20 protein-coding genes and 1 tRNA gene are annotated in these 18,905 nt (G+C 70.8%); 15 read left to right on the top strand and 6 right to left on the bottom strand.

Features of this window, described 5'->3' with window-relative positions:
• The first annotated feature begins 165 nt into the window (after positions 1-165).
• The 12 genes from clpS to rdgB all read left to right on the top strand — a co-directional run bounded on the left by clpS (position 166) and on the right by rdgB (position 8,431).
• Entirely contained in the window at positions 166-477 is a 312-nt protein-coding gene (clpS, locus tag IEY86_RS15820) for an ATP-dependent Clp protease adapter ClpS (protein WP_189132319.1), read from the top strand.
• Between the two features lie 94 nt (positions 478-571).
• Positions 572-1,162 (top strand): DUF2017 domain-containing protein, encoded by a 591-nt coding sequence (locus IEY86_RS15815; RefSeq protein ID WP_189132318.1) that lies wholly within the window; start codon positions 572-574, stop codon positions 1,160-1,162.
• Between the two features lie 405 nt (positions 1,163-1,567).
• Positions 1,568-2,938, top strand: coding sequence for an amino acid permease (locus IEY86_RS15810; protein ID WP_229698469.1), 1,371 nt, complete (start codon positions 1,568-1,570; stop codon positions 2,936-2,938).
• A gap of 132 nt (positions 2,939-3,070) precedes the next feature.
• Positions 3,071-3,502: a M67 family metallopeptidase gene (locus IEY86_RS15805; RefSeq protein WP_189132316.1), complete on the top strand. Its 432-nt coding sequence runs from the start codon at positions 3,071-3,073 to the stop codon at positions 3,500-3,502.
• A gap of 67 nt (positions 3,503-3,569) precedes the next feature.
• Positions 3,570-3,671: a putative leader peptide gene (locus IEY86_RS38075; RefSeq protein ID WP_373287032.1), complete on the top strand. Its 102-nt coding sequence runs from the start codon at positions 3,570-3,572 to the stop codon at positions 3,669-3,671.
• Between the two features lie 88 nt (positions 3,672-3,759).
• Positions 3,760-4,032 (top strand): MoaD/ThiS family protein, encoded by a 273-nt coding sequence (locus IEY86_RS15800; protein WP_189132315.1) that lies wholly within the window; start codon positions 3,760-3,762, stop codon positions 4,030-4,032.
• 8 nt (positions 4,033-4,040) lie between these two features.
• Positions 4,041-4,991 carry a PLP-dependent cysteine synthase family protein gene (locus IEY86_RS15795; protein WP_189132314.1) on the top strand — a complete coding sequence of 317 codons (951 nt, stop codon included), beginning with the start codon at positions 4,041-4,043 and terminating at the stop codon, positions 4,989-4,991.
• A gap of 303 nt (positions 4,992-5,294) precedes the next feature.
• Complete coding sequence (locus tag IEY86_RS15790; RefSeq protein ID WP_189132313.1) at positions 5,295-6,050, top strand: MBL fold metallo-hydrolase; 756 nt, start codon at positions 5,295-5,297, stop codon at positions 6,048-6,050.
• A 101-nt stretch (positions 6,051-6,151) separates the two neighbouring features.
• A complete protein-coding gene (locus tag IEY86_RS15785) occupies positions 6,152-6,385 on the top strand; it encodes a PTS sugar transporter subunit IIB (protein WP_189132312.1) in 234 nt (77 codons plus the stop codon).
• A 247-nt stretch (positions 6,386-6,632) separates the two neighbouring features.
• A complete protein-coding gene (rph, locus tag IEY86_RS15780) occupies positions 6,633-7,358 on the top strand; it encodes a ribonuclease PH (RefSeq protein ID WP_189132311.1) in 726 nt (241 codons plus the stop codon).
• Positions 7,359-7,386: 28 nt separating this feature from the next.
• Entirely contained in the window at positions 7,387-7,767 is a 381-nt protein-coding gene (locus IEY86_RS15775) for a hypothetical protein (protein ID WP_229698458.1), read from the top strand.
• 58 nt (positions 7,768-7,825) lie between these two features.
• Complete coding sequence (rdgB, locus tag IEY86_RS15770) at positions 7,826-8,431, top strand: RdgB/HAM1 family non-canonical purine NTP pyrophosphatase (RefSeq protein WP_189132309.1); 606 nt, start codon at positions 7,826-7,828, stop codon at positions 8,429-8,431.
• A 153-nt stretch (positions 8,432-8,584) separates the two neighbouring features.
• Here rdgB and IEY86_RS15765 read toward each other — a convergent pair.
• Positions 8,585-8,666 (bottom strand) — tRNA-Leu (locus IEY86_RS15765).
• A 398-nt stretch (positions 8,667-9,064) separates the two neighbouring features.
• Here IEY86_RS15765 and IEY86_RS15760 point away from each other — a divergent pair.
• Positions 9,065-11,476, top strand: a complete 2,412-nt coding sequence (locus IEY86_RS15760) for a transglycosylase domain-containing protein (RefSeq protein ID WP_189132308.1) — start codon at positions 9,065-9,067, stop codon at positions 11,474-11,476.
• Positions 11,477-11,729: 253 nt separating this feature from the next.
• On the opposite strand, the gene IEY86_RS15755 is transcribed toward IEY86_RS15760, so the two are convergent.
• Entirely contained in the window at positions 11,730-12,032 is a 303-nt protein-coding gene (locus tag IEY86_RS15755; RefSeq protein WP_189132354.1) for a GroES family chaperonin, read from the bottom strand.
• Between the two features lie 187 nt (positions 12,033-12,219).
• A complete protein-coding gene (locus tag IEY86_RS15750) occupies positions 12,220-12,552 on the bottom strand; it encodes a DUF3618 domain-containing protein (protein ID WP_189132307.1) in 333 nt (110 codons plus the stop codon).
• A 136-nt stretch (positions 12,553-12,688) separates the two neighbouring features.
• Here IEY86_RS15750 and bcp point away from each other — a divergent pair, with 136 nt between their 5' ends.
• Positions 12,689-13,165, top strand: coding sequence for a thioredoxin-dependent thiol peroxidase (gene bcp, locus IEY86_RS15745; protein WP_189132306.1), 477 nt, complete (start codon positions 12,689-12,691; stop codon positions 13,163-13,165).
• A 36-nt stretch (positions 13,166-13,201) separates the two neighbouring features.
• Here the strand turns inward: bcp and IEY86_RS15740 are convergent, their stop codons facing one another.
• Both IEY86_RS15740 and IEY86_RS15735 read right to left on the bottom strand, forming a co-directional pair.
• Positions 13,202-14,308: an aminotransferase class V-fold PLP-dependent enzyme gene (locus IEY86_RS15740; RefSeq protein WP_189132305.1), complete on the bottom strand. Its 1,107-nt coding sequence runs from the start codon at positions 14,306-14,308 to the stop codon at positions 13,202-13,204.
• 27 nt (positions 14,309-14,335) lie between these two features.
• Positions 14,336-15,646: an SGNH/GDSL hydrolase family protein gene (locus IEY86_RS15735; RefSeq protein WP_189132304.1), complete on the bottom strand. Its 1,311-nt coding sequence runs from the start codon at positions 15,644-15,646 to the stop codon at positions 14,336-14,338.
• 292 nt (positions 15,647-15,938) lie between these two features.
• Between IEY86_RS15735 and IEY86_RS15730 the strand changes: the two genes are divergently transcribed.
• On the top strand, positions 15,939-17,240 hold the full coding sequence (locus tag IEY86_RS15730; protein WP_229698468.1) for a DUF445 domain-containing protein: 1,302 nt from the start codon (positions 15,939-15,941) through the stop codon (positions 17,238-17,240).
• A 114-nt stretch (positions 17,241-17,354) separates the two neighbouring features.
• Here IEY86_RS15730 and IEY86_RS15725 read toward each other — a convergent pair whose 3' ends face one another.
• Positions 17,355-18,896, bottom strand: coding sequence for an MFS transporter (locus IEY86_RS15725; protein WP_189132303.1), 1,542 nt, complete (start codon positions 18,894-18,896; stop codon positions 17,355-17,357).
• Between the last annotated feature and the right edge of the window lie 9 nt (positions 18,897-18,905).

The raw sequence follows: 18,905 nt of genomic DNA, 5'->3' as shown, positions 1-18,905 counted from the left end.
CTACCCCGAATACTCGTCAGAGTGACGATTTCTGCGGTCGAGCACTGCTGGACCAACTCCTGGAGCAACGGCGGTCGGCCGCCCATGGACCAAGTGGCGGATCGTGTTGATGGATCCTCGGATCGGGCGGGGCCCGCGTCGCATCGGCGTTGCGCAGGTGGCAGCATGGGGCGTGTGAGTGTCGCCCCCATCGAGATCGAGCGCACGGAGTCCGAGCAAGCCCCGTTCGAGGTGCCGAGCCCGGACGTGCCCTGGGTGACGATCGTCCACAACGACCCCGTCAACCTCATGAGCTACGTGACGTACGTCTTCCAGGCGTACTTCGGCTACCCGAAGGACAAGGCCCACCGGCTCATGATGGACGTGCACAACAAGGGCCGCGCCGCTGTCTCCAGCGGTACGCGTGAGGAGATGGAACGAGACGTGCAGGCCATGCACGGGTACGGGCTGTGGGCCACGCTCCAGCAGGACCGCTGACGCGCGGCCCCGAAGCACGCTGACGAAACGTGGGGCGGGGCGTGCCGACGCCGCACCGCCGACCCCCATCCACGACCGGGAGACCAAGGGCCTCATGGCCGGATACTTCGAAGCCGCCCCTGGCGGCGGAGCCGCGATCGCCCTCGACGAGGTGGAGATCTCCATCCTGCGCTCCCTCGCCGTGCAACTGCTGGAGCTCATCGGGCCCGGCCCCGGCGGTGAGGGCGAGGGCGAGCAGGACCCGCTCGCCGGGCTCATGGCGGACGGTCCGAGCGCCCCGCCGTCCGATCCCGCGCTCGCCCGCCTCTTCCCCAGCGCCTACAGCGACCCGGAGAAGGAGGAGGACGAGCAGGCGAAGGCGGCCTCGGCGGAGTTCCGCCGGTACACCGAGAACGACCTGCGGGCCCGCAAGCGTGACGACGCCCTCGGCGTCGTGCGCAGCCTCGACCGCCTCACCCCCGCGGGCGACGGGGGAGCGGTGCTCCGGCTGGACGCCGAGCAGTCCCAGCGCTGGCTGGGCGCCCTCAACGATCTGCGGCTGACGATCGGCACCCGCCTCGAGGTGAGCGACGACGAGGCCGACGACCTCTTCCGGCTCCCCGACAGCGACCCGCGCAAGCCGATGGTGCTCGCCTACCTGTGGCTCGGCGGCCTCCAGGAGTCCCTCGTCGAGACCCTCATGTGAAGCGTTCGGGTGAGTTCGCCCCCTGGTCTTCACTTCGATTTGAGGTTGCTCTGAGTAACCGCAGCTGCCCCGCCGTACGGTTCCCGGTGTCCGTATAACGATCTCGGCGGACTCTCGGTAGTGAATGTCCCGGTATGGTGCGGCCGTTTCGTTATAAGCGCGCCTCGACCCACACCATGATCGTCGCTCTGCGTGGTACGAATCCCGGATCCGGTTCCCAGGGACAGGGAACAGGTCCGGCTCGGACGCCCCGGGTCGCGCATGGATGGATGAAGGGCGCTCCCCATGGCCAACAGGCCTTCGCACCACGCTCCCCCCGCGACGCACCAGTCCGGGACGACCAGTGACAGTACGGCGGAACCCGAGGAGGGCTACCAGCGAGGACTCGGCAGCCGCCAGATCCAGATGATCGCCATCGGCGGCGCCATCGGCACAGGCCTCTTCCTGGGCGCGGGAACCGCGATCTCCAAGGCCGGCCCCAGCCTGATCATGATGTACGCCATCGCCGGTGTGATCATCTTCTTCATCATGCGGGCGCTCGGCGAGCTGCTGACCTACCGCCCCGTGTCGGGCTCGTTCGCCGACTACGCGCGCGAGTTCCTCGGCCCCTTCTTCGGGTTCGTCACCGGATGGACGTACTGGCTGATGTGGGTGGTCACCGGCATGGCCGAGGTCACCGCCGCCGCCACGTACATCAAGTACTGGTGGCCGCACATCCCGCAGTGGTCCTCGGCGCTGGCCTTCCTGGTCGTGCTGTTCGCCGTGAACCTGATCTCGGTGAAGCTCTTCGGCGAGGTCGAGTTCTGGTTCTCCATGATCAAGGTCACCGCCATCATCGGCATGATCCTGATCGGCCTGGGGGTGATCACCTTCGGCTTCTCCGCCGCGGGCGACACGGCCTCGTTCAGCAACCTCTGGTCGCACGACGGCTTCTTCCCGACCGGCGTCGGCAAGTCCCTCATGACGCTCCAGATCGTGATGTTCGCCTATCTCGCCGTCGAGCTCGTCGGCGTCACGGCCGGTGAGGCGGAGAACCCGCGCGAGACCCTGCCGAAGGCGATCAACACCCTGCCGTGGCGGATCGGAGTGTTCTACATCGGCGCGCTGATCGTGATCCTCGCGGTGGTCAGCTGGACCGACTTCGAGCCCGGCGTCAGCCCGTTCGTGGCCGCGTTCGCCAAGATCGGCATCCCGGCCGGAGCCGCGATCGTCAACTTCGTGGTACTCACCGCCGCGCTGTCCTCCTGCAACTCCGGTATGTACTCCACCGGCCGGATGCTGCGCGACCTCGCGGTCAACGGCCAGGGTCCGAGGGTGTTCGCGAAGCTGAACTCCCGGCAGACCCCGGCGGTCGGCATCCTGGTCTCGGTCGCGCTGATGGGCTTCGGCGTGTGGATCAACTACGTGGACCCCGAGGGCGCCTTCACCTACATCACCTCGTTCGCCACCGTCGCCGGTGTCTGGACCTGGGCGATGATCCTGCTCTCCCACATCCGCTACCGCGCCGCCGTGAAGGCCGGGCGGGCGCAGGAGGCGTGGTTCAAGGCGCCCGGCGCCCCCTGGACCAGCTGGATCGCTCTGGTCTTCCTGGTGGGTGTGTTCGTCCTCATCGGTCTCGACAAGGACGCGCGGATCTCGCTCTACAGCGCTCCGGTGTGGTTCGCCGTCCTCGGTGTCGGCTACTACGTCCTCAGGGGCCGCAACCCCGACGCGTTCGCCCCCAAGGAGTCGATCCCGCCGGTGAAGGACCGCGAGCCCGAGTTCGCCCAGTCGTAGACCGGCGAGGACCCGGCGGCGAGGACCCGGCGGCGAAGACCATCCGCAGGACGCGCACGGCCCGTCTCACCCAGCCCCCACACGGTGAGACGGGCCGTCCGCGCATCGGAACGCGGTGCTTATCCTTTGGCCATGCTCACCATCACCCAGGCCCTCCACGACGCGATCGTCGCCCACGCCCGCGAGGACCACCCCGACGAGGCGTGCGGGGTCGTCGCGGGCCCCGCGGGCAGCGGCCGGCCCGAGCGGTTCATCCCCATGCTCAACGCCGCGCGCTCGCCGACGTTCTACGAGTTCGACTCCACGGACCTGCTCAAGCTCTACCGCGAGATGGACGACCGCGACGAGGAGCCCGTGGTCATCTACCACTCGCACACCGCCACCGAGGCGTACCCGTCGCGCACCGACATCTCCTACGCCAATGAGCCGGGCGCCCACTACGTGCTGGTCTCCACCGCCGACTGCGGCAACGACGAGGGCCCCTTCCAGTTCCGGTCCTTCCGGATCGTGGAGGGCGTGGTGACGGAGGAACCCGTCGAGGTCGTGGACGCCTACCCGGTGTGACCACCGCGGTGTCCGGATCGTGGTACGCGGCGCCTGGGCGGCGGACGGGAATCGATAGGATGACCCCATGTGTTCCCCCGACGTGAGCCACGACAGCCCGGGCAGCCTCCTGCTCGTCGCGCGCCTTCACGTCGACCTGTGCCGCCTCGCCAGCTCGATGTGTCGCTGACCGACGTCGCACGACGGACGCCGTAGAGCCGCCCGGCGCCGCACGGGCCCACTCGGAACCCCTACCTTTCCCTTCCTGGAGCACACCCATGGCCATCGAGGTCCGCATCCCGACCATCCTTCGCACCTACACCGACGGCGCGAAGGCCGTCGAGGGCAACGGCAGCACGCTGGAGGAGCTCTTCGTCGACCTCGAGGCCCGCCACCCCGGCATCCGGGAGCGCCTGGTCGACGGCGGTGAGCTGCGCCGCTTCGTGAACGTCTACCTCAACGACGAGGACGTCCGCTTCCTGGAGGGCATCTCCACGGCGCTGGCCGACGGCGACAACGTCACCATCCTCCCCGCCGTCGCGGGCGGCTGAGCCACGCCATGCGCTACGACTCCCCGCTGGCCGCGGTCGGCAACACCCCCCTGGTGCGCCTGCCCCGGCTGTCGCCGTCGCCGGAGGTCCGGATCTGGGCCAAGCTCGAGGACCGCAACCCCACCGGCTCCATCAAGGACCGCCCGGCGCTGCACATGATCGAGCAGGCCGAGGCCGAGGGCCGCCTGACCCCCGGCTGCACGATCCTGGAGCCGACCTCCGGCAACACGGGCATCTCCCTGGCCATGGCGGCACGGCTCAAGGGCTACCGCATCGTGTGCGTGATGCCGGAGAACACCAGCGAGGAGCGGCGCGAGCTGCTGAAGATGTGGGGCGCGGAGATCGTCTCCTCCCCGGCCGCGGGCGGCTCCAACACCGCCGTTCGCGTCGCCAAGGAGATCAGCGCCGAGCACCCGGACTGGGTGATGCTCTACCAGTACGGCAATCCGCACAACGTGGGCGCGCACTACGCCACCACCGGCCCCGAGATCCTCGCCGACCTGCCCACCGTGACCCATTTCGTGGCGGGCCTGGGCACGACCGGCACCCTGATGGGCGTGGGCCGCTACCTGCGCGAGAAGGTCCCGGGCGTCGTGATCGTCGCCGCCGAGCCGCGCTACGACGACGTGGTCTACGGCCTGCGCAACCTCGACGAGGGCTTCGTCCCCGAGCTGTACGACGAGTCGGTGCTCACCACCCGGTACTCCGTCGGCTCCGAGGACGCCGTGCGCCGCACCCGTGAGCTGCTGCGTGAGGAGGGCATCTTCGCCGGAGTCTCCACCGGCGCCGCCCTGCACGCGGCCATCGGCGTCGGCCGCAAGGCGGTCAAGGCAGGGGAGAGCGCCGACATCGTCTTCGTCGTGGCGGACGGCGGGTGGAAATACCTGTCCACCGGCATCTACACCGCGGAGTCCACCGAGGCGGCGGTCGAGGCACTGCACGGCCAGCTCTGGGCGTGAGGCCCGGGCCTCTCGGGCGGGCCGACCGGATGGCGTGCGGGGTGCGCACGCCGGTTCGCCCTGCCCGCTCGTACTGGTGATTCCGCCCACAACCGGCCACCCGAACGGGAGCGGGAGCGCGTCGGCGGCATACCCTCGTCTGACATGGCGGCCCGCACCCGTCGCCATCGGCTGACCCGGCCGCCCGGAATCCCCGACCGGCGCCCAGGCCGGATCCTTGGGCGCGCGCACGCGACGCAGCGCCGTGCCCCACGGGTGTCCGTCCGCGCAAGACCCCCGGACCGCCCCTGGAGGTTCTCGCACATGAAGCTCACCGTCGTCGGCTGCGCGGGGTCGTTCCCTTCTGTGGACTCGGCCTGCTCGAGCTACCTCGTCGAGGCCGACGGCTTCCGGCTGCTGATCGACATGGGCAATGGCGCCCTCGGCGAGCTGCAGCGACACTGCGGACTCTACGACCTCGACGCCGTGATGCTGAGCCATCTGCACGCGGATCACTGCATCGACATGTGCAACTACTGGGTGGTGCGCTACTACCGCCACGACGGCGCCCCGGTGGACCAACTGCCCGTGTACGGTCCCGAGGGCACAGAGGAGCGGCTGTGCAGCGCGTACGGCGGCGACCTGCCGAAGGACTCGGCGATGCGGGAGGTCTTCGACTTCCGCACGCTGCGGCCCGGCACCTTCTCGGTCGGTCCCTTCACGGTGCGCACGGTGCGGGTGGCCCACCCGGTGGAGGCCTTCGCCTTCCGGATCGAGCACGGGGACAGGTCGCTGACCTACTCCGGCGACACCGGCCCATGCGAGGCGCTGGTCGCCCTCGCCGAGGACACCGACCTGCTGCTGTGCGAGGCGTCGTTCACGCACGGCAAGGAGGACATCCCCGAGCTGCACCTCAACGGGCGCGAGGCCGGCGAGCACGCCGACCGGGCGGGGGCGGCGAGCCTGGTGCTCACCCACATCCCGCCGTGGACGGATGCCGAGCGCAATCTCGCCGACGCCCGCGCGGTCTTCGACGGCCCGGTGCACGTGGCCAGGGCGGGCGCGGTCTACGAGCTCTGAGGGGCCCGTGTGCTCCGCGAGGTCCATCGGCTCCGAAGGGTCGGCGCGCCCCGGCCGCCCTAGTATTGGTGTAGACCACGGAGCGGAACGGGAGCTGTGACATGGCCACCAAGGCTGAGAAGATCGTCGCGGGACTCGGCGGCATCGACAACATCGTCGAGGTCGAGGGGTGCATCACCAGACTGCGCACGGAGGTCCGCGACCCCTCCCTGGTCGACGACGCGGCACTCAAGGCCGCGGGCGCGCTCGGCGTCGTGAGGATGGGCAGCGCGATCCAGGTCGTCATCGGCACCGACGCCGACCCGGTCGCCGCCGACATCGACGACCTCATGTGACGGGGGACCTCAAATGGGGACCTCATATGGGGACCTCGTATGACGGGGGATCCCGGGTGAGCGGGGACACCAGGTGAGAGGGGACACCAGGTGACCGGGGACACCACGTGACCGGCGATCCCGGGTGGCATGGGGACTGCGGGGGAGATGGGACCAGGCGAGAGGGGACCTCGGGTGACCGGGGGTGCGATGACGGGTGTTCGCCCGGAGCGCGGAGCCGTCCCCGTCTATCGGTAGGGTCGTCGGCATGTCTCGTATCGACGGCCGTACGCCGCAGCAGCTCCGCCCCGTCACCATCGAGCGGGGATGGAGCAAGCACGCCGAGGGCTCCGTCCTCGTATCGTTCGGCGACACCAAGGTCTTCTGCACCGCGAGCGTCACCGAGGGAGTGCCCCGCTGGCGCAAGGGATCGGGCGAGGGCTGGGTCACCGCCGAGTACTCCATGCTGCCGCGATCGACCAACACCCGCGGCGACCGCGAGTCCGTGCGCGGCAAGATCGGCGGCCGCACCCACGAGATCTCCCGGCTCATCGGGCGCTCGCTGCGCGCCGTGATCGACTACAAGGCGCTCGGGGAGAACACCGTCGTCATCGACTGCGACGTCCTGCAGGCCGACGGCGGCACCCGCACCGCGGCGATCACCGGCGCCTACGTCGCCCTCGCCGACGCGGTGACGTGGATGCAGGAGCACAAGCTCGTCAAGGCCAAGACCCAGCCGCTGTCCGGCACCCTCAGCGCGGTCAGCGTGGGCATCGTGGACGGCGTCCCGATGCTCGACCTGGCCTATGAGGAGGACGTGCGCGCGGAGACCGACATGAACGTCGTCTGCACCGGCGACGGCCGATTCGTCGAGGTCCAGGGCACCGCCGAGGGTGAGCCCTTCGAACGCCACAAACTCAACGCGCTCCTCGACCTCGCGGTCGCCGGATGCGCCGAGCTCGACAGCATCCAGCGCGCCGCGCTCGCTGGCTGACCGACACCCCAGGGGGGGAATGATCACCATGCGTACCACCGCTTCGGCGCTCGTGGCGGGAGCCGCGGCACTGCTGCTCCCGCTCACCGCGGGCTGTTCCGCCGTCCAGACGGCACTGGACTGCGGGCAGTTGGCGGTCGATGTGACCAACGACGTCCAGCAGCTCCAGCAGGCGCTCAGCAACGCGGGCGACAGCCCGCAGGACGCCCAGAACGCGCTGAACACCCTGTCGAACGACCTCGACAAGCTGAGCGACAAGACCAGCAACGCGGATCTGTCGAAGGCCGTGGGCGATCTGCGCACACAGGTCGACAAGACCGGTGACCAGCTCGACGCGGGCAAGGTGCCCAGCGCCGACCCGCTCGTGGACGCCGCGGGGAAGATCAGCAAGGTCTGCACCGGTGACTGAGAGACCAGGGGGCCGACAGGGAGGGCAGGCGGGAGAGCGGCCGGGAGACCATGGGGGCATGACCACCCGACTCGTCCTCGCCACCCGCAACAAGCACAAGGTCGGCGAGCTGCGCTCCATCCTCACCGCGGCGGGGCTCGACGTCGAACTCGTGGGCGCCGACGCCTACCCCGAGATCCCCGACGTTCCCGAGACCGGCGTCTCCTTCGCGGAGAACGCCCTGCTGAAGGCCCATGCCCTGGCCGAGGCCACGGGCCTGCCCGCCGTGGCGGACGACTCCGGGCTGTGCGTGGACGTCCTCGGCGGCGCCCCCGGGATCTTCTCCGCCCGGTGGTCCGGCAGGCACGGCGACGACCGGGCCAACCTCGACCTCCTGCTGGCCCAGCTCGGCGACATCGCCGCCCCGCACCGCACCGCCCACTTCGCCTGTGCGGCGGCCCTGGCCCTGCCGGACGGCACCGAGCGCGTCGTCGAGGGGGTCCTCGAGGGCACCCTGCGCCACGAGCCCACGGGATCGGGGGGCTTCGGCTACGACCCGGTCCTCGAGCCCCTGGGGGAGTCGCGCACCTGCGCGGAGCTCACCGCCGAGGAGAAGAACGCCATCAGCCACCGCGGCAAGGCCTTCCGGGCGCTGGTCCCGGTGGTGAAGGAACTGCTGGGCTGACGTCGCGTACGGGCCCGTACCCAAGGTCCGTACAGAGATCCCGTACAGAGAACCCGTACAGAGATCCGTACGGAGCTACGGACAGAGAGTCCGGACGGCACAGGAGGCGCTTCCCGCCGCGAAGCGCCTCCTGTGCCGTCCGCCGTGTCCCTGTGCGCGAGGGGGGATTCGAACCCCCACGTCCGAAGACACCGGCACCTAAAGCCGTCCCGTCTACCAGTTCCGGCACTCGCGCGCCCCGTCATGCTACTGCCTGGGGCCCGCCGGGGCGCGGGCGTTCGAGCGCCGTGCCGAGGCCCGAAGGCACTGAGACCGGCGCGGCCACCGGAGAGTTGGCGCCCTCCTCGATGAGGCGCTGCGCCGTCCGCGGACGTATGTAGGGGCGGGCAGCGCTGTGGAGCGGTGCCGGACCCAACGGCCGGACGGGATGTTCGTCACATCCCGGAGGGAGTGATTCCCAGGCGGGCCAGGCGTCACAGACGTGTCACAGCTGCGTGCCGAGGTCGCCTATTTGATTGATCATGCGAAAGTGTGCGCTAGTAATGACTAGGAACGTTCTGGGCGAAACGCCCGTTGGAGGCGTCGAGTCGCCGCGGCACAACCTTCGGCTGCGGCCGAGGAGTCTGTACTGACATGAGTGACCAGGCGAAGCAGAGCAGCGCCGGCTCCGTCGCGGGACCGCCCAGGCCCGCGAAGAGCGGGCGGCCGAAACGGACCGGGTGGCGGCGCGCGCTGCCGACATGGCGCACGGTGCTGGTCGGCACCCTGGTGTTCGCCACGCTCTGCATTGGCGCGTTCGCGGCCGGCTACATGCTCGTGCACATCCCGCCGGGCAACGCCGGCGCCAAGGCCCAGAGCAATGTCTACCTCTACAACGACGGCACCGAGATCGCCCGGACCGGTCAGATCAACCGCGAGAACGTCCCCCTGAGCAAGGTCCCCAAACACGTCCAGCAGGCCGTGCTCGCCGCCGAGGACCGCAACTTCTACTCCGAGTCCGCGGTCAACCCCCTCGCGATGGGCCGCGCCGCCTACAACACCGTACGCGGGCGGGAGAGGCAGAGCGGCTCGACGATCACCCAGCAGTATGTGAAGAACTACTACCTCAACCAGGAACAGACCGTCTCCCGGAAGGTCAAGGAGTTCTTCATCGCGATCAAGCTGGACCGCGAGAAGACCAAGGACCAGATCCTCGAGGGCTACCTCAACACCAGCTACTACGGACGCAGCGCCTACGGCATACAGGCCGCCGCCCACGCCTACTACGGCAGGGACGTCGGTGACCTGACCGTGGGCCAGGGCGCCTACCTGGCGGCCCTTCTCAATGCCCCCGGCCTGTACGACGTCAAGGCCAACCCCGACAACCGCCGCGCCGCCGTCGCCCGCTGGAACTACGCCCTGGACGGCATGGTCAAGTCCGGATGGCTGTCGCAGAGCGAGCGGGACAGGCAGAAGTTCCCCGAGCCGGACGACGTCAAGCCGCCGGGCAGCCTGGCCGGCCAGGACGGCTACCTCGTCGAGGCGGTCAAGAAGTACATCATCGACAACGACATCGTCGACGAGCGGACCCTGGCCGCGGGCGGCTACCGGATCACCACCACGATCGACCGCAGGAAGCAGGACGCCTTCGTCAAGGCCGTCGACGACCGGCTGATGAGCAAGCTCAGCAAGCAGCGCAAGGTCGACAAGTTCGTCCGGGCCGGCGGTGCCTCGGTCGAGCCCAAGAGCGGAAGGGTCGTCGCGCTGTACGGCGGCGTGGACTACCTCAAGCAGTACGTGAACAGCGCCACCCGCCGGGACTACCAGGTGGGCTCGATCTTCAAGCCGTTCATCCTCGCCTCGGCCATGGACAACCTCGCCAGGACCCAGGACGGCTCCGCGATCACGCCGAACGCGGTCTACGACGGCACCAACAAGCGCCCGGTCGTGGACGGCGAGGGCACGCCCGTCGGCTTCGCCCCCGAGAACGAGGACCAGCACAGCTACGGAGACATCACCGCCGCCCAGGCCATGAACTCCTCGGTCAACTCCGTGTACGGGCAGATGGCGCAGGACGTCGGTCAGGACAAGGTCAAGAAGACAGCGATCGACCTCGGCCTGCCAGAGAAGACACCCAACCTCAACTCCTCTCCCTCCATGGCGCTGGGCGTCGCCACCCCCAGCGTGCTGGACATGACCGGTGCCTACGCCACCCTGGCCAACCACGGCAAGGCGATCGAACCCTGGCTGGTCTCGAAGATGACCAAGTCCGGCCAGCCCGTGCAGCTGCCCAACCACAACGGGCGCCAGGCCATCGACCGCGAGGCCGCCGACGCCACCACGCAGGTGCTCGAGGGCGTCATCAACGGGCCGGGCGCCACCGGCTCGGCCGCCCTCGGGCTCGGCCGCCCCGCCGCCGGCAAGACCGGCACCGCGGAGGAGGACAAGGCGGCCTGGTTCGCCGCGTACACCCCGCAGCTGGCCACGGTGGTCGGTGTGCTCGGCCAGGACCCGAACCCGCCGTACAGCCAGAAGAGGCTCTACGGCGCCGCGGGGCTCACCCGTGTCAACGGAGGCGGTTTCCCGGCGGAGATCTGGACCTCGTACATGACCTCCGCGCTGCGGGGCAAGCAGGTCATGGACTTCGACCTGCGTACCGGGGACGGCGACTTCTCCGAGGTGCCCACCCCGCAGCCGCCCAGCACCCCGGACGACTCCACGCCTCCGGACACCTCGGGCGGCACCACGGACGGCGGCTCCGGCGAGACTCCGACCACCGACGGCGGGACCACCGACGGCGGCGGCACGGACGGAGGGAGCACCGACGGGGGCACGGCAGACGGCGGGACGGCGGACGGAGGCACCACCACCGACGGCGGGACGACCGACGGAGGCACCACCACCGACGGCGGGACGGCGGACGGAGGCACGGCGGACGGCGGTACGAGCACCGGTGGGTCGAGCACCGGCGGCACGTCGAGCGGGAGCACCGGTGGCGGGGGCAGTACCGGCGGTACCGATGTCGGCACCACCACCGATCCGTCGGCCGGCAGCACGGGCGCCTGACCGGCCTCCGCGCGCTCCGGCCGTGCCTCGGCGGCCGCTGGTGGCCTTCCAACCGGTGACGGACACCACCAGCGGGCATATGAAGAAGATCCGGGCGGCGGCCCCGGGCTCGTGATGACCCGGTACGGCGCGTCTCGTCGGGATTTGTCCAGGGTACGCAACCGGGGCGGTACTCGACGGGGGACGGGCAACGGCGGTGACCGAGGTCACCGCCGTTCCGCTCCGCCGCCGTCCCCGTGGACGGCGGCGGGGATCACAGATAGAGGCCCGTGGCCCCGTCGGAGCCCTGGAGCCGCTCGGCCGCCACGGCGTGGAGGTCCCGCTCGCGCATCAGCGCGTAGTCGACGCCGCGCACCTCGACCTCGGCGCGGTCCTCCGGGTCGTACAGGACCCGGTCGCCGGGCTCGACCGTCCGCACGTTCTGCCCGACCGCGACGACCTCCGCCCAGGCCAGGCGCTTGCCGACGGCGGCCGTGGCGGGGATCAGGATGCCGCCGGACGAGCGCCGCTCGCCCTCGGGGATGTCCGTGCGCACCAGGACGCGGTCGTGCAGCATCCGGATCGGCAGCTTGTCGTCGCCGATCCCCTCGCGGCTGTTCCTGCTTCTCTTCGTCTCGGGGGACTTCTCAGTGCTCACGCCAAGACCGTACCTGGCCCCGGCGGGCCGCGGACCTTCAGGGCGCTCGAGCACGGCTGCGCGGCGCCGGGGGTGGCGCGGAAGGCGCCGCAGGGGGCGCCGCCGCTCAGCGGTGGCGGCGCCGGGCGGTCAGGCCCACGACGGCCACGACCAGCACGGTGGCGGCCACGGCGGCCGGCACGATCCTCTCCAGACGCGGGCTGCCGTCCGGGCCGACGAGCTGATTGCGTGCCCCGGTGACGGCGCGGTTGGCGGCCACGTACGCCCGTCCGGCGGTACGGTCGACCGCTGCCGCGGCCCGCGACCGGACCCCGTCCGCGATCGTCTTCGGGTGCACCCGGACCGCGATCTCGTCCAGGGTGACGGCCAGGTCCTGGCGCCTGCGCGCGATGTCCGCCTCGATCTGCGCAGGGGTTCTGACGTCCGACTCCTCGCTCATGCCGAACAGTTTGTCAGTTCGGCCGACCGAGTGCCGCGCGGCACCCCCTGCTGCTGTGAAGTTCCGCGGCGAAATGCCGGGCCGGGCCCGGATAGTCTCGGCTGTGCCACCTGTTCCACGACGAGGAGCGCATTCCATGAGCGAGCGACTGAAGCCCGGCGACACCGCCCCCGCGTTCACCCTGCCCGACGCCGACGGCAAGCAGGTCTCCCTCGCCGACCACGCCGGCCGCAAGGTGATCGTGTACTTCTACCCGGCGGCGCTGACCCCGGGCTGCACCAAGCAGGCCTGCGACTTCACCGACAACCTCGAACTGCTCGCCGGGGCGGGCTACGACGTGCTCGGCATCTCGCCCGACAAGCCGGACAAGCTCGACCGGTTCCGCGACGAGGAGAGCCTGAAGGTCACGCTGCTGGCCGACCCGGACAAGGAGGTCCTCCAGGCGTACGGGGCCTTCGGCGAGAAGACCATGTACGGCAGGACCGTCACCGGCGTGATCCGGTCCACCTTCGTGGTGGACGAGGAGGGCAAGGTCGAGCGTGCCCTGTACAACGTGCGCGCCACCGGCCATGTGGCCAAGCTCCTCAAGGACCTCGGGGTCGCCGCCGTCTGACGGCGACCCGCGGCCCGGCCCCGTTCGGCCGCGCCTTCACCGGCGGCGGAGGTTCTGCAGGGCCGCGTGGACCCGGTCGACCGCCCCGAGCGTCGTCGAGGCGTGCGCGGACAGGCGCACGCAGTCCGAACGGACCGTGGGCGCCACCCCGTGCTCGCGCAGCGCCCCGGCGACGCGTTCCGGGGCGGCGCCGGGGACGGTGAACGAGACGAGGCCCGCCCGCTCCCGCCGCGCCGCCGGGGACAGGACCAGGCCGCCGACCGCGCGCACGGTGTCGATGAGCTGGCCGACGCGTTCCTCGATGTGCCGCTCGATCGCCCGCACACCGACCCGCTCGACCAGTTCCAGGGCGGTGGCGAGGGCGGCAGCGGCGACCGGGCTGGGGTTGGTGACGGAGAAGCGGGCGGCGCCGGGGGCGGGAGTGTGCTCCACGTCGTCGAACACCCCGGCGTCCCGCACTCCGGTCCAGCCCGTCAGTGTGGGCTCCAGCCGCTCGAGGGCCCGGTCGGACACCGCCAGGAACCCCGTGGACCAGCTCGCCCGCAGCCACTTCTGGCCCCCGGTGACGAGCACGTCGGCGGCTCCCCAGTCCATGCCGGCGATCCCGAAGCCCTGGATGGCGTCCACCACCAGCAGCCGGTCGCCGACCACCTCGCGAAGCGCGCCGAGGTCGGCGCGGTAGCCGGTGCGGAAGTCCACCGCGCTGACCGACACCGCCGTCACGTCGTCGGTCAGCGCCGACTTCACGGCGTCGGGTGTCGCCCAGCCGTCCAGCGTGCGCAGCCCCGTCCGGCCGAGGGCGGCGGCGCGCCGCCATGGGTAGGCGTTGGAGGGGAACTCCCCGGCGGGGACGAGCACGGTGCCCGACGGCAGGCCGAAGGCCGCGTGGAACAGCCCCGTGGACGCGTTCGGCATCAGCACGACGTGCTCCGGGGTGGTCCCGGCCAGGCGCGCGGCGGCGGCGATCGCCCGGGGCTCGGCCCGCATGAGCTCGTCGACCGTGGTGTGGTCGGCGCGGGCGGAGGCGGCCATGGCGCGTGCGGTGGCGTCGAGGACGTCCCTCGAGGGCGGCCCGTGCCGGGCGAAGTCCAGATACCCCTCCGGCTCGTCGAAGTGTTCGGCGTAGCCGTGCAGTCCGGTCATCGTCTCTCCCGGTTTCTGGGACGGGGCTCAGAGCGCTGCGGGGGCGGCCGCCTTCAGAGAGTTCAGGTCGAGGGAGTCGGCCATGGCCTGGAAACCGCGGTCGCTGGGGTGGAGGTGGTCGCCCGAATCGTAGACCGGACGGAGCCTGGTGGGCCGCAGCGGGTCACGCAGCGCGCGGTCGAAGTCGACGACGGCGTCGAAGATCCGGCCGGAGCGGATGCGCTCGTTGACGGCCTGTCGCACCGCGTCCAGCCGAGGGCTCCAGTTCCGGTGGCCCTCGAAGGGCATCAGCGTGGCGCCGACGACGCGCAGGCCGCGGGCGTGGGCGCGGGCGGTGATCCGGCGCAGTCCGGCGGCGATCCGGTCCGGGTCCGCCTGCTGGGGCGGCTTGAGGATGTCGTTGACGCCGAGTTCGACCACGAGGACCGAGGCGCCGGTCCCGGCGGCCACGTCCCGGTCGAAGCGGCTCAGGGCCGCCACACCGTTGCCGGGGGTGCGCCGGGGCGCGTTGCTGAGGACGCGGTTGCCGCTGATGCCCTGGTTGAGCACGCCGAGACGGGGGGCGCGGGGGGTGCGCAGGAGGCGGGAGGCCAGGAAGTCGGTCCAGCGGTGGTTGGCGCCCGCGGTGGAGGTGATCCCGTCGGTGATGGAGTCGCCGAGCGCGACGACCGAGCCCGAGGCCGAGGCCGACCACACGTCCACGGCGGACAGGTAACGCCAGTACGGGGTCTGCTCGGTGAACGCCGTGCCCTGGAGGTCGGCGTGGTGGTCGCCCCGGGCCAGATAGGAGATCTGACGCGCGTGCGGGTGGTAGGTGACGGTGCCGGACCGGTCGGGTGTGTAGGTGGTCACCAGCAGGTCGGCGGAGTCCGGCACCCGCAGCCGCACCGGGTCGCTGACGGCGGATCGCCCGGCGGGGACGACCACGGCGGTCCGGCCCGCGAAGGTGAGGCGGCGCACGGTGCCGCCGGCCGCGTTGGGGCTGCTGGGCGCGGCGGCGAGGGCCACGGTGGCGCCGGTGATCCTCAAAGGCATGGTGCCGAAGACATTGGAAAGGTGGATACGGGTGGCGCTCCCGCCGACGCTGACGTGGACCACATTGCGGATGGTGATCCGCGGGTAGCCGGTGTGGGCGCCCGGTTCGAAGGTGGCCGGGGAGGCGGACCACGTGCCGACCCAGCGGCCGGAGGAGGCGGGCTCGAGAGCGGTCCGGTTGCCCGAGGCGCCCGCGCGGGGGCGTGCGCCGGTGGGGTCCGGCCCGAGGAGCAGCACCGCGGCGGCAATGGCCGTGATCGCCGACACAACGGCGGTCAGGGCACGACCCCAGGGCCTGGTCATGCGGTCTCTCCTCGGGCAGGCGGACTGGCTCCGCTGGTGGGGGGTCGCCGTCGTCGGCGGGAGGGGCGGTTCGGGCGGTGCCCGTTCACCGGTCCCATGATCCCATGGTGATCGCGGGACCTGTCCGGTGATGTCGAACGTTCACTGCACAGTGACAGACGCCGAACAGGCACTGTCTCGTTCCGTAAGTGAATGTGACGTGGACGATACGCGGGTGGAGCCGGTGGATCAGGGGCAGTCGACGAACAGGCAGAAGGGCGGCCGGAAGGGCGAGGGCCCGGACGGCGATCCGGTGGGCGCCGGGGCGGCGCGGCGCCGCAACCCCGGCCCGATGAACGAGATCAGCGAGTCGGACGAGGTCAAGCGGCGCGGTGTGCGCCGGATGAAGCTGTTCGCCACCGGACTGCTGGCCCTGGCGACCGTGGTCTTCGCCTTCGCGCGCTGGCGCGAGGCGTCGGGGGCCGGGGCGTGGGCGGGCTATGTGGCGGCCGCGGCGGAGGCGGGCATGGTGGGCGCGCTCGCCGACTGGTTCGCGGTGACGGCGCTGTTCCGCCATCCCATGGGGCTGCCGATCCCGCACACCGCGATCATCCCGACGAAGAAGGACTCGTTCGGCCGCAGCCTCGGTGACTTCGTCGGGGAGAACTTCCTCTCCGAGGACGTCATCCGCGGCAGGCTCCGGGCCGTGGGCATCGCGAGCCGCCTCGGCGGCTGGCTGTCCGACCCCAAGCACGCGGAGCGGGTCACCCAGGAACTGGCGGCGGCGCTGCGCGGGGCGTTGACGGTGCTGCGGGACTCGGATGTGCAGGCGATCGTCGGTGAGGCGGTCACCCGCAGGGCCAACGCCCAGGTGGTCGCACCGCCGATAGGCCGGATGCTGGACCGCGTCGTGGCCGCGGGAGGGCACCACCGTGTCGTGGACCTGGTCTGCGTACGGGCCCACGACTGGCTGGTGGAGCACCAGGACTCGGTGATGGAGGCCGTGACCGGGGGCGCGCCCGGCTGGACGCCGAGGTTCGTGGACCGGCGGGTGGGGGAGCGGGTCTACAAGGAACTCCTGCGCTTCGTCACCGAGATGAGGGACTGGCCGCAGCATCCGGCGCGGGGAGCGGTCGACCGTTTCCTGGCCGACTTCGCCACCGAACTGCGGTCCGACCCGGACACGATGGCGCGGGTGGAGCGGCTGAAGGGGGATGTACTGGCCCGCCCCGAGGTGCAGGAGCTGATCGAGTCGGCGTGGGGCGCGGTGCGGGAGATGGTGGTGGCCGCGGCCGAGGACCCGGACAGCGAGCTGCGCAGGCGCGCCCGCGCGGCCCTGCTGTCGTTCGGTGAGCGGATGGCCGCGGACCCCAGACTCCAGTCCAAGGTGGACGGCTGGCTGGAGGGAGCGGCCGCCTATGTGGTGACGACGTATCGGGACGAGATCACCGCCCTGATCACGGACACGGTCGCGAGCTGGGACGCCGAGCAGACCTCCCGCAAGATCGAGGCCAACGTGGGCCGGGACCTTCAGTTCATCCGCATCAACGGCACGGTGGTGGGCTCCCTGGCCGGGCTGGTCATCTACACGGTCTCGCGTGCGGTGGGCGGCTGACGCCCGCCGTCGCCGGGCCTGTCCCGGGTGCCGCCGGGTGGCTGGGCCGCCGGGCAGCGGAAAGGCCCCCGCCCCGAGGGGTCGGAGGCCTTCCGGCGCCGTGGAACCGGTCATTCAGTGCACGACCACCGGAGGAGCGGCGTCCTCGACGTTCTCACCGGTGGAACCGGCGACCACGCCGTGCTGCGGCTTGCCCGTGTTGATCAGGGTGAAGGCGATGCCCGCCGAGAGCACCAGGATGCCGACGGCCCACCAGATCGCGGTGGCGTAGCCGTGGACGGCGGCCTGGTTGATCAGCAGCTGGGACGGCCGCGGGCTCTTCAGGTGCGACTTCAGGTAGTCGGTGGTGGAGCTGGCCGCGATGGTGTTCAGCAGGGCGATGCCGATGGCGCCGCCGACCTGCTGTGAGGTGTTGACCATCGCGGAGGCGACCCCGGCGTCGCGCGGCTGGACGCCGTGCGTGGCCAGGCTCATCGCCGGCATGAAGGACGTACCCATGCCGAGGCCCAGCAGGAGCTGCGCCGGCATGACGAGGGCGGCGTAGGAGCTGTCCACCTCGAGCTGCGTCAGCAGCAGCATGCCGACCGCGGCGACGAGGAATCCGGGGCCCATGAGCAGCCTCGGCGGCACATGGTTCATCAGCCGGGCACCGATCTGCGTCGAGCCGGTGATCATGCCCGCGACCATCGGCAGGAAGGCGAGACCGCTCTTGACCGGGGAGAACCCCTTGACCACCTGGAGGTAGTAGGTGAGGAAGAGGAACAGGCCGAACATGGCGATGATGGCCAGGCCCAGCGAGAGGTAGACACCGCCGCGGTTGCGCTCGGTGAGCACACGCAGCGGCAGCAGCGGAGCCTTGACGATCTTCTCGACGAACAGGAACGCGGTCAGCAGGACCACGGAGGCGATGAACAGGCCGATGGTGACATTGGCACCCCAGCCGTCGGACTCGGCCTTGGTGAAGCCGTAGACGAGGGCGACCAGACCGGTCGTGGCCAGCACCACGCCGGGGATGTCGAGCCGGTCACGGTTGCGGCCCTCGGGCGAGTCGTGGATGAAGACGACGGCACCGGCGGCGGCGACGATGGATATGGGGATGTTGACGAAGAACGTCCAGCGCCAGTCCAGGTACTCGGTGAGCAGACCGCCGAGGATCAGGCCGATGGCCGCGCCGCCACCGGCGATCGCGCCGAAGATGCCGAACGCCTTGGCGCGCTCCTTCGGCTCGGTGAAGGTCACCGCGAGCAGTGAGAGGGCGGCCGGGGCGAGCAGCGCGCCGAAGACGCCCTGGGCCGCGCGGGCGCTCAGCAGCATGGCCTCATTGGCGGCCGCGCCACCGAGAGCCGACGCTCCCGCGAAACCGAGCAGACCGGTGATGAAGGTGCGCTTGCGGCCCCACAGGTCCGCGATGCGCCCGCCGAACAGCAGGAGTCCGCCGAAGGCCAGCGCGTAGGCCGTCACGACCCACTGGCGATTGCCGTCGGAGATGTCCAGGGCCTTCTGCGCCGAGGGGAGCGCGATATTCACGATGGTCGCGTCGAGGACGACCATCAACTGGGCCAGGGCTATGAATATGAGCGCGGTCCAGCGTTTCGCGTGCGGATCGTGGGTTTTGGTTTTGGTTAGCGGGGCGCCGGTGGAAGTGGTGGAACTCATGTGCGGAGG

The sequence above is a fragment of the Wenjunlia tyrosinilytica genome (genome assembly GCF_014646055.1).
Taxonomy (GTDB): Bacteria; Actinomycetota; Actinomycetes; order Streptomycetales; family Streptomycetaceae; genus Wenjunlia; species Wenjunlia tyrosinilytica.
The sequence above is the reverse complement of the archived record's forward strand: the minus strand, read 5'-3'. Positions and strand labels throughout refer to the sequence as shown.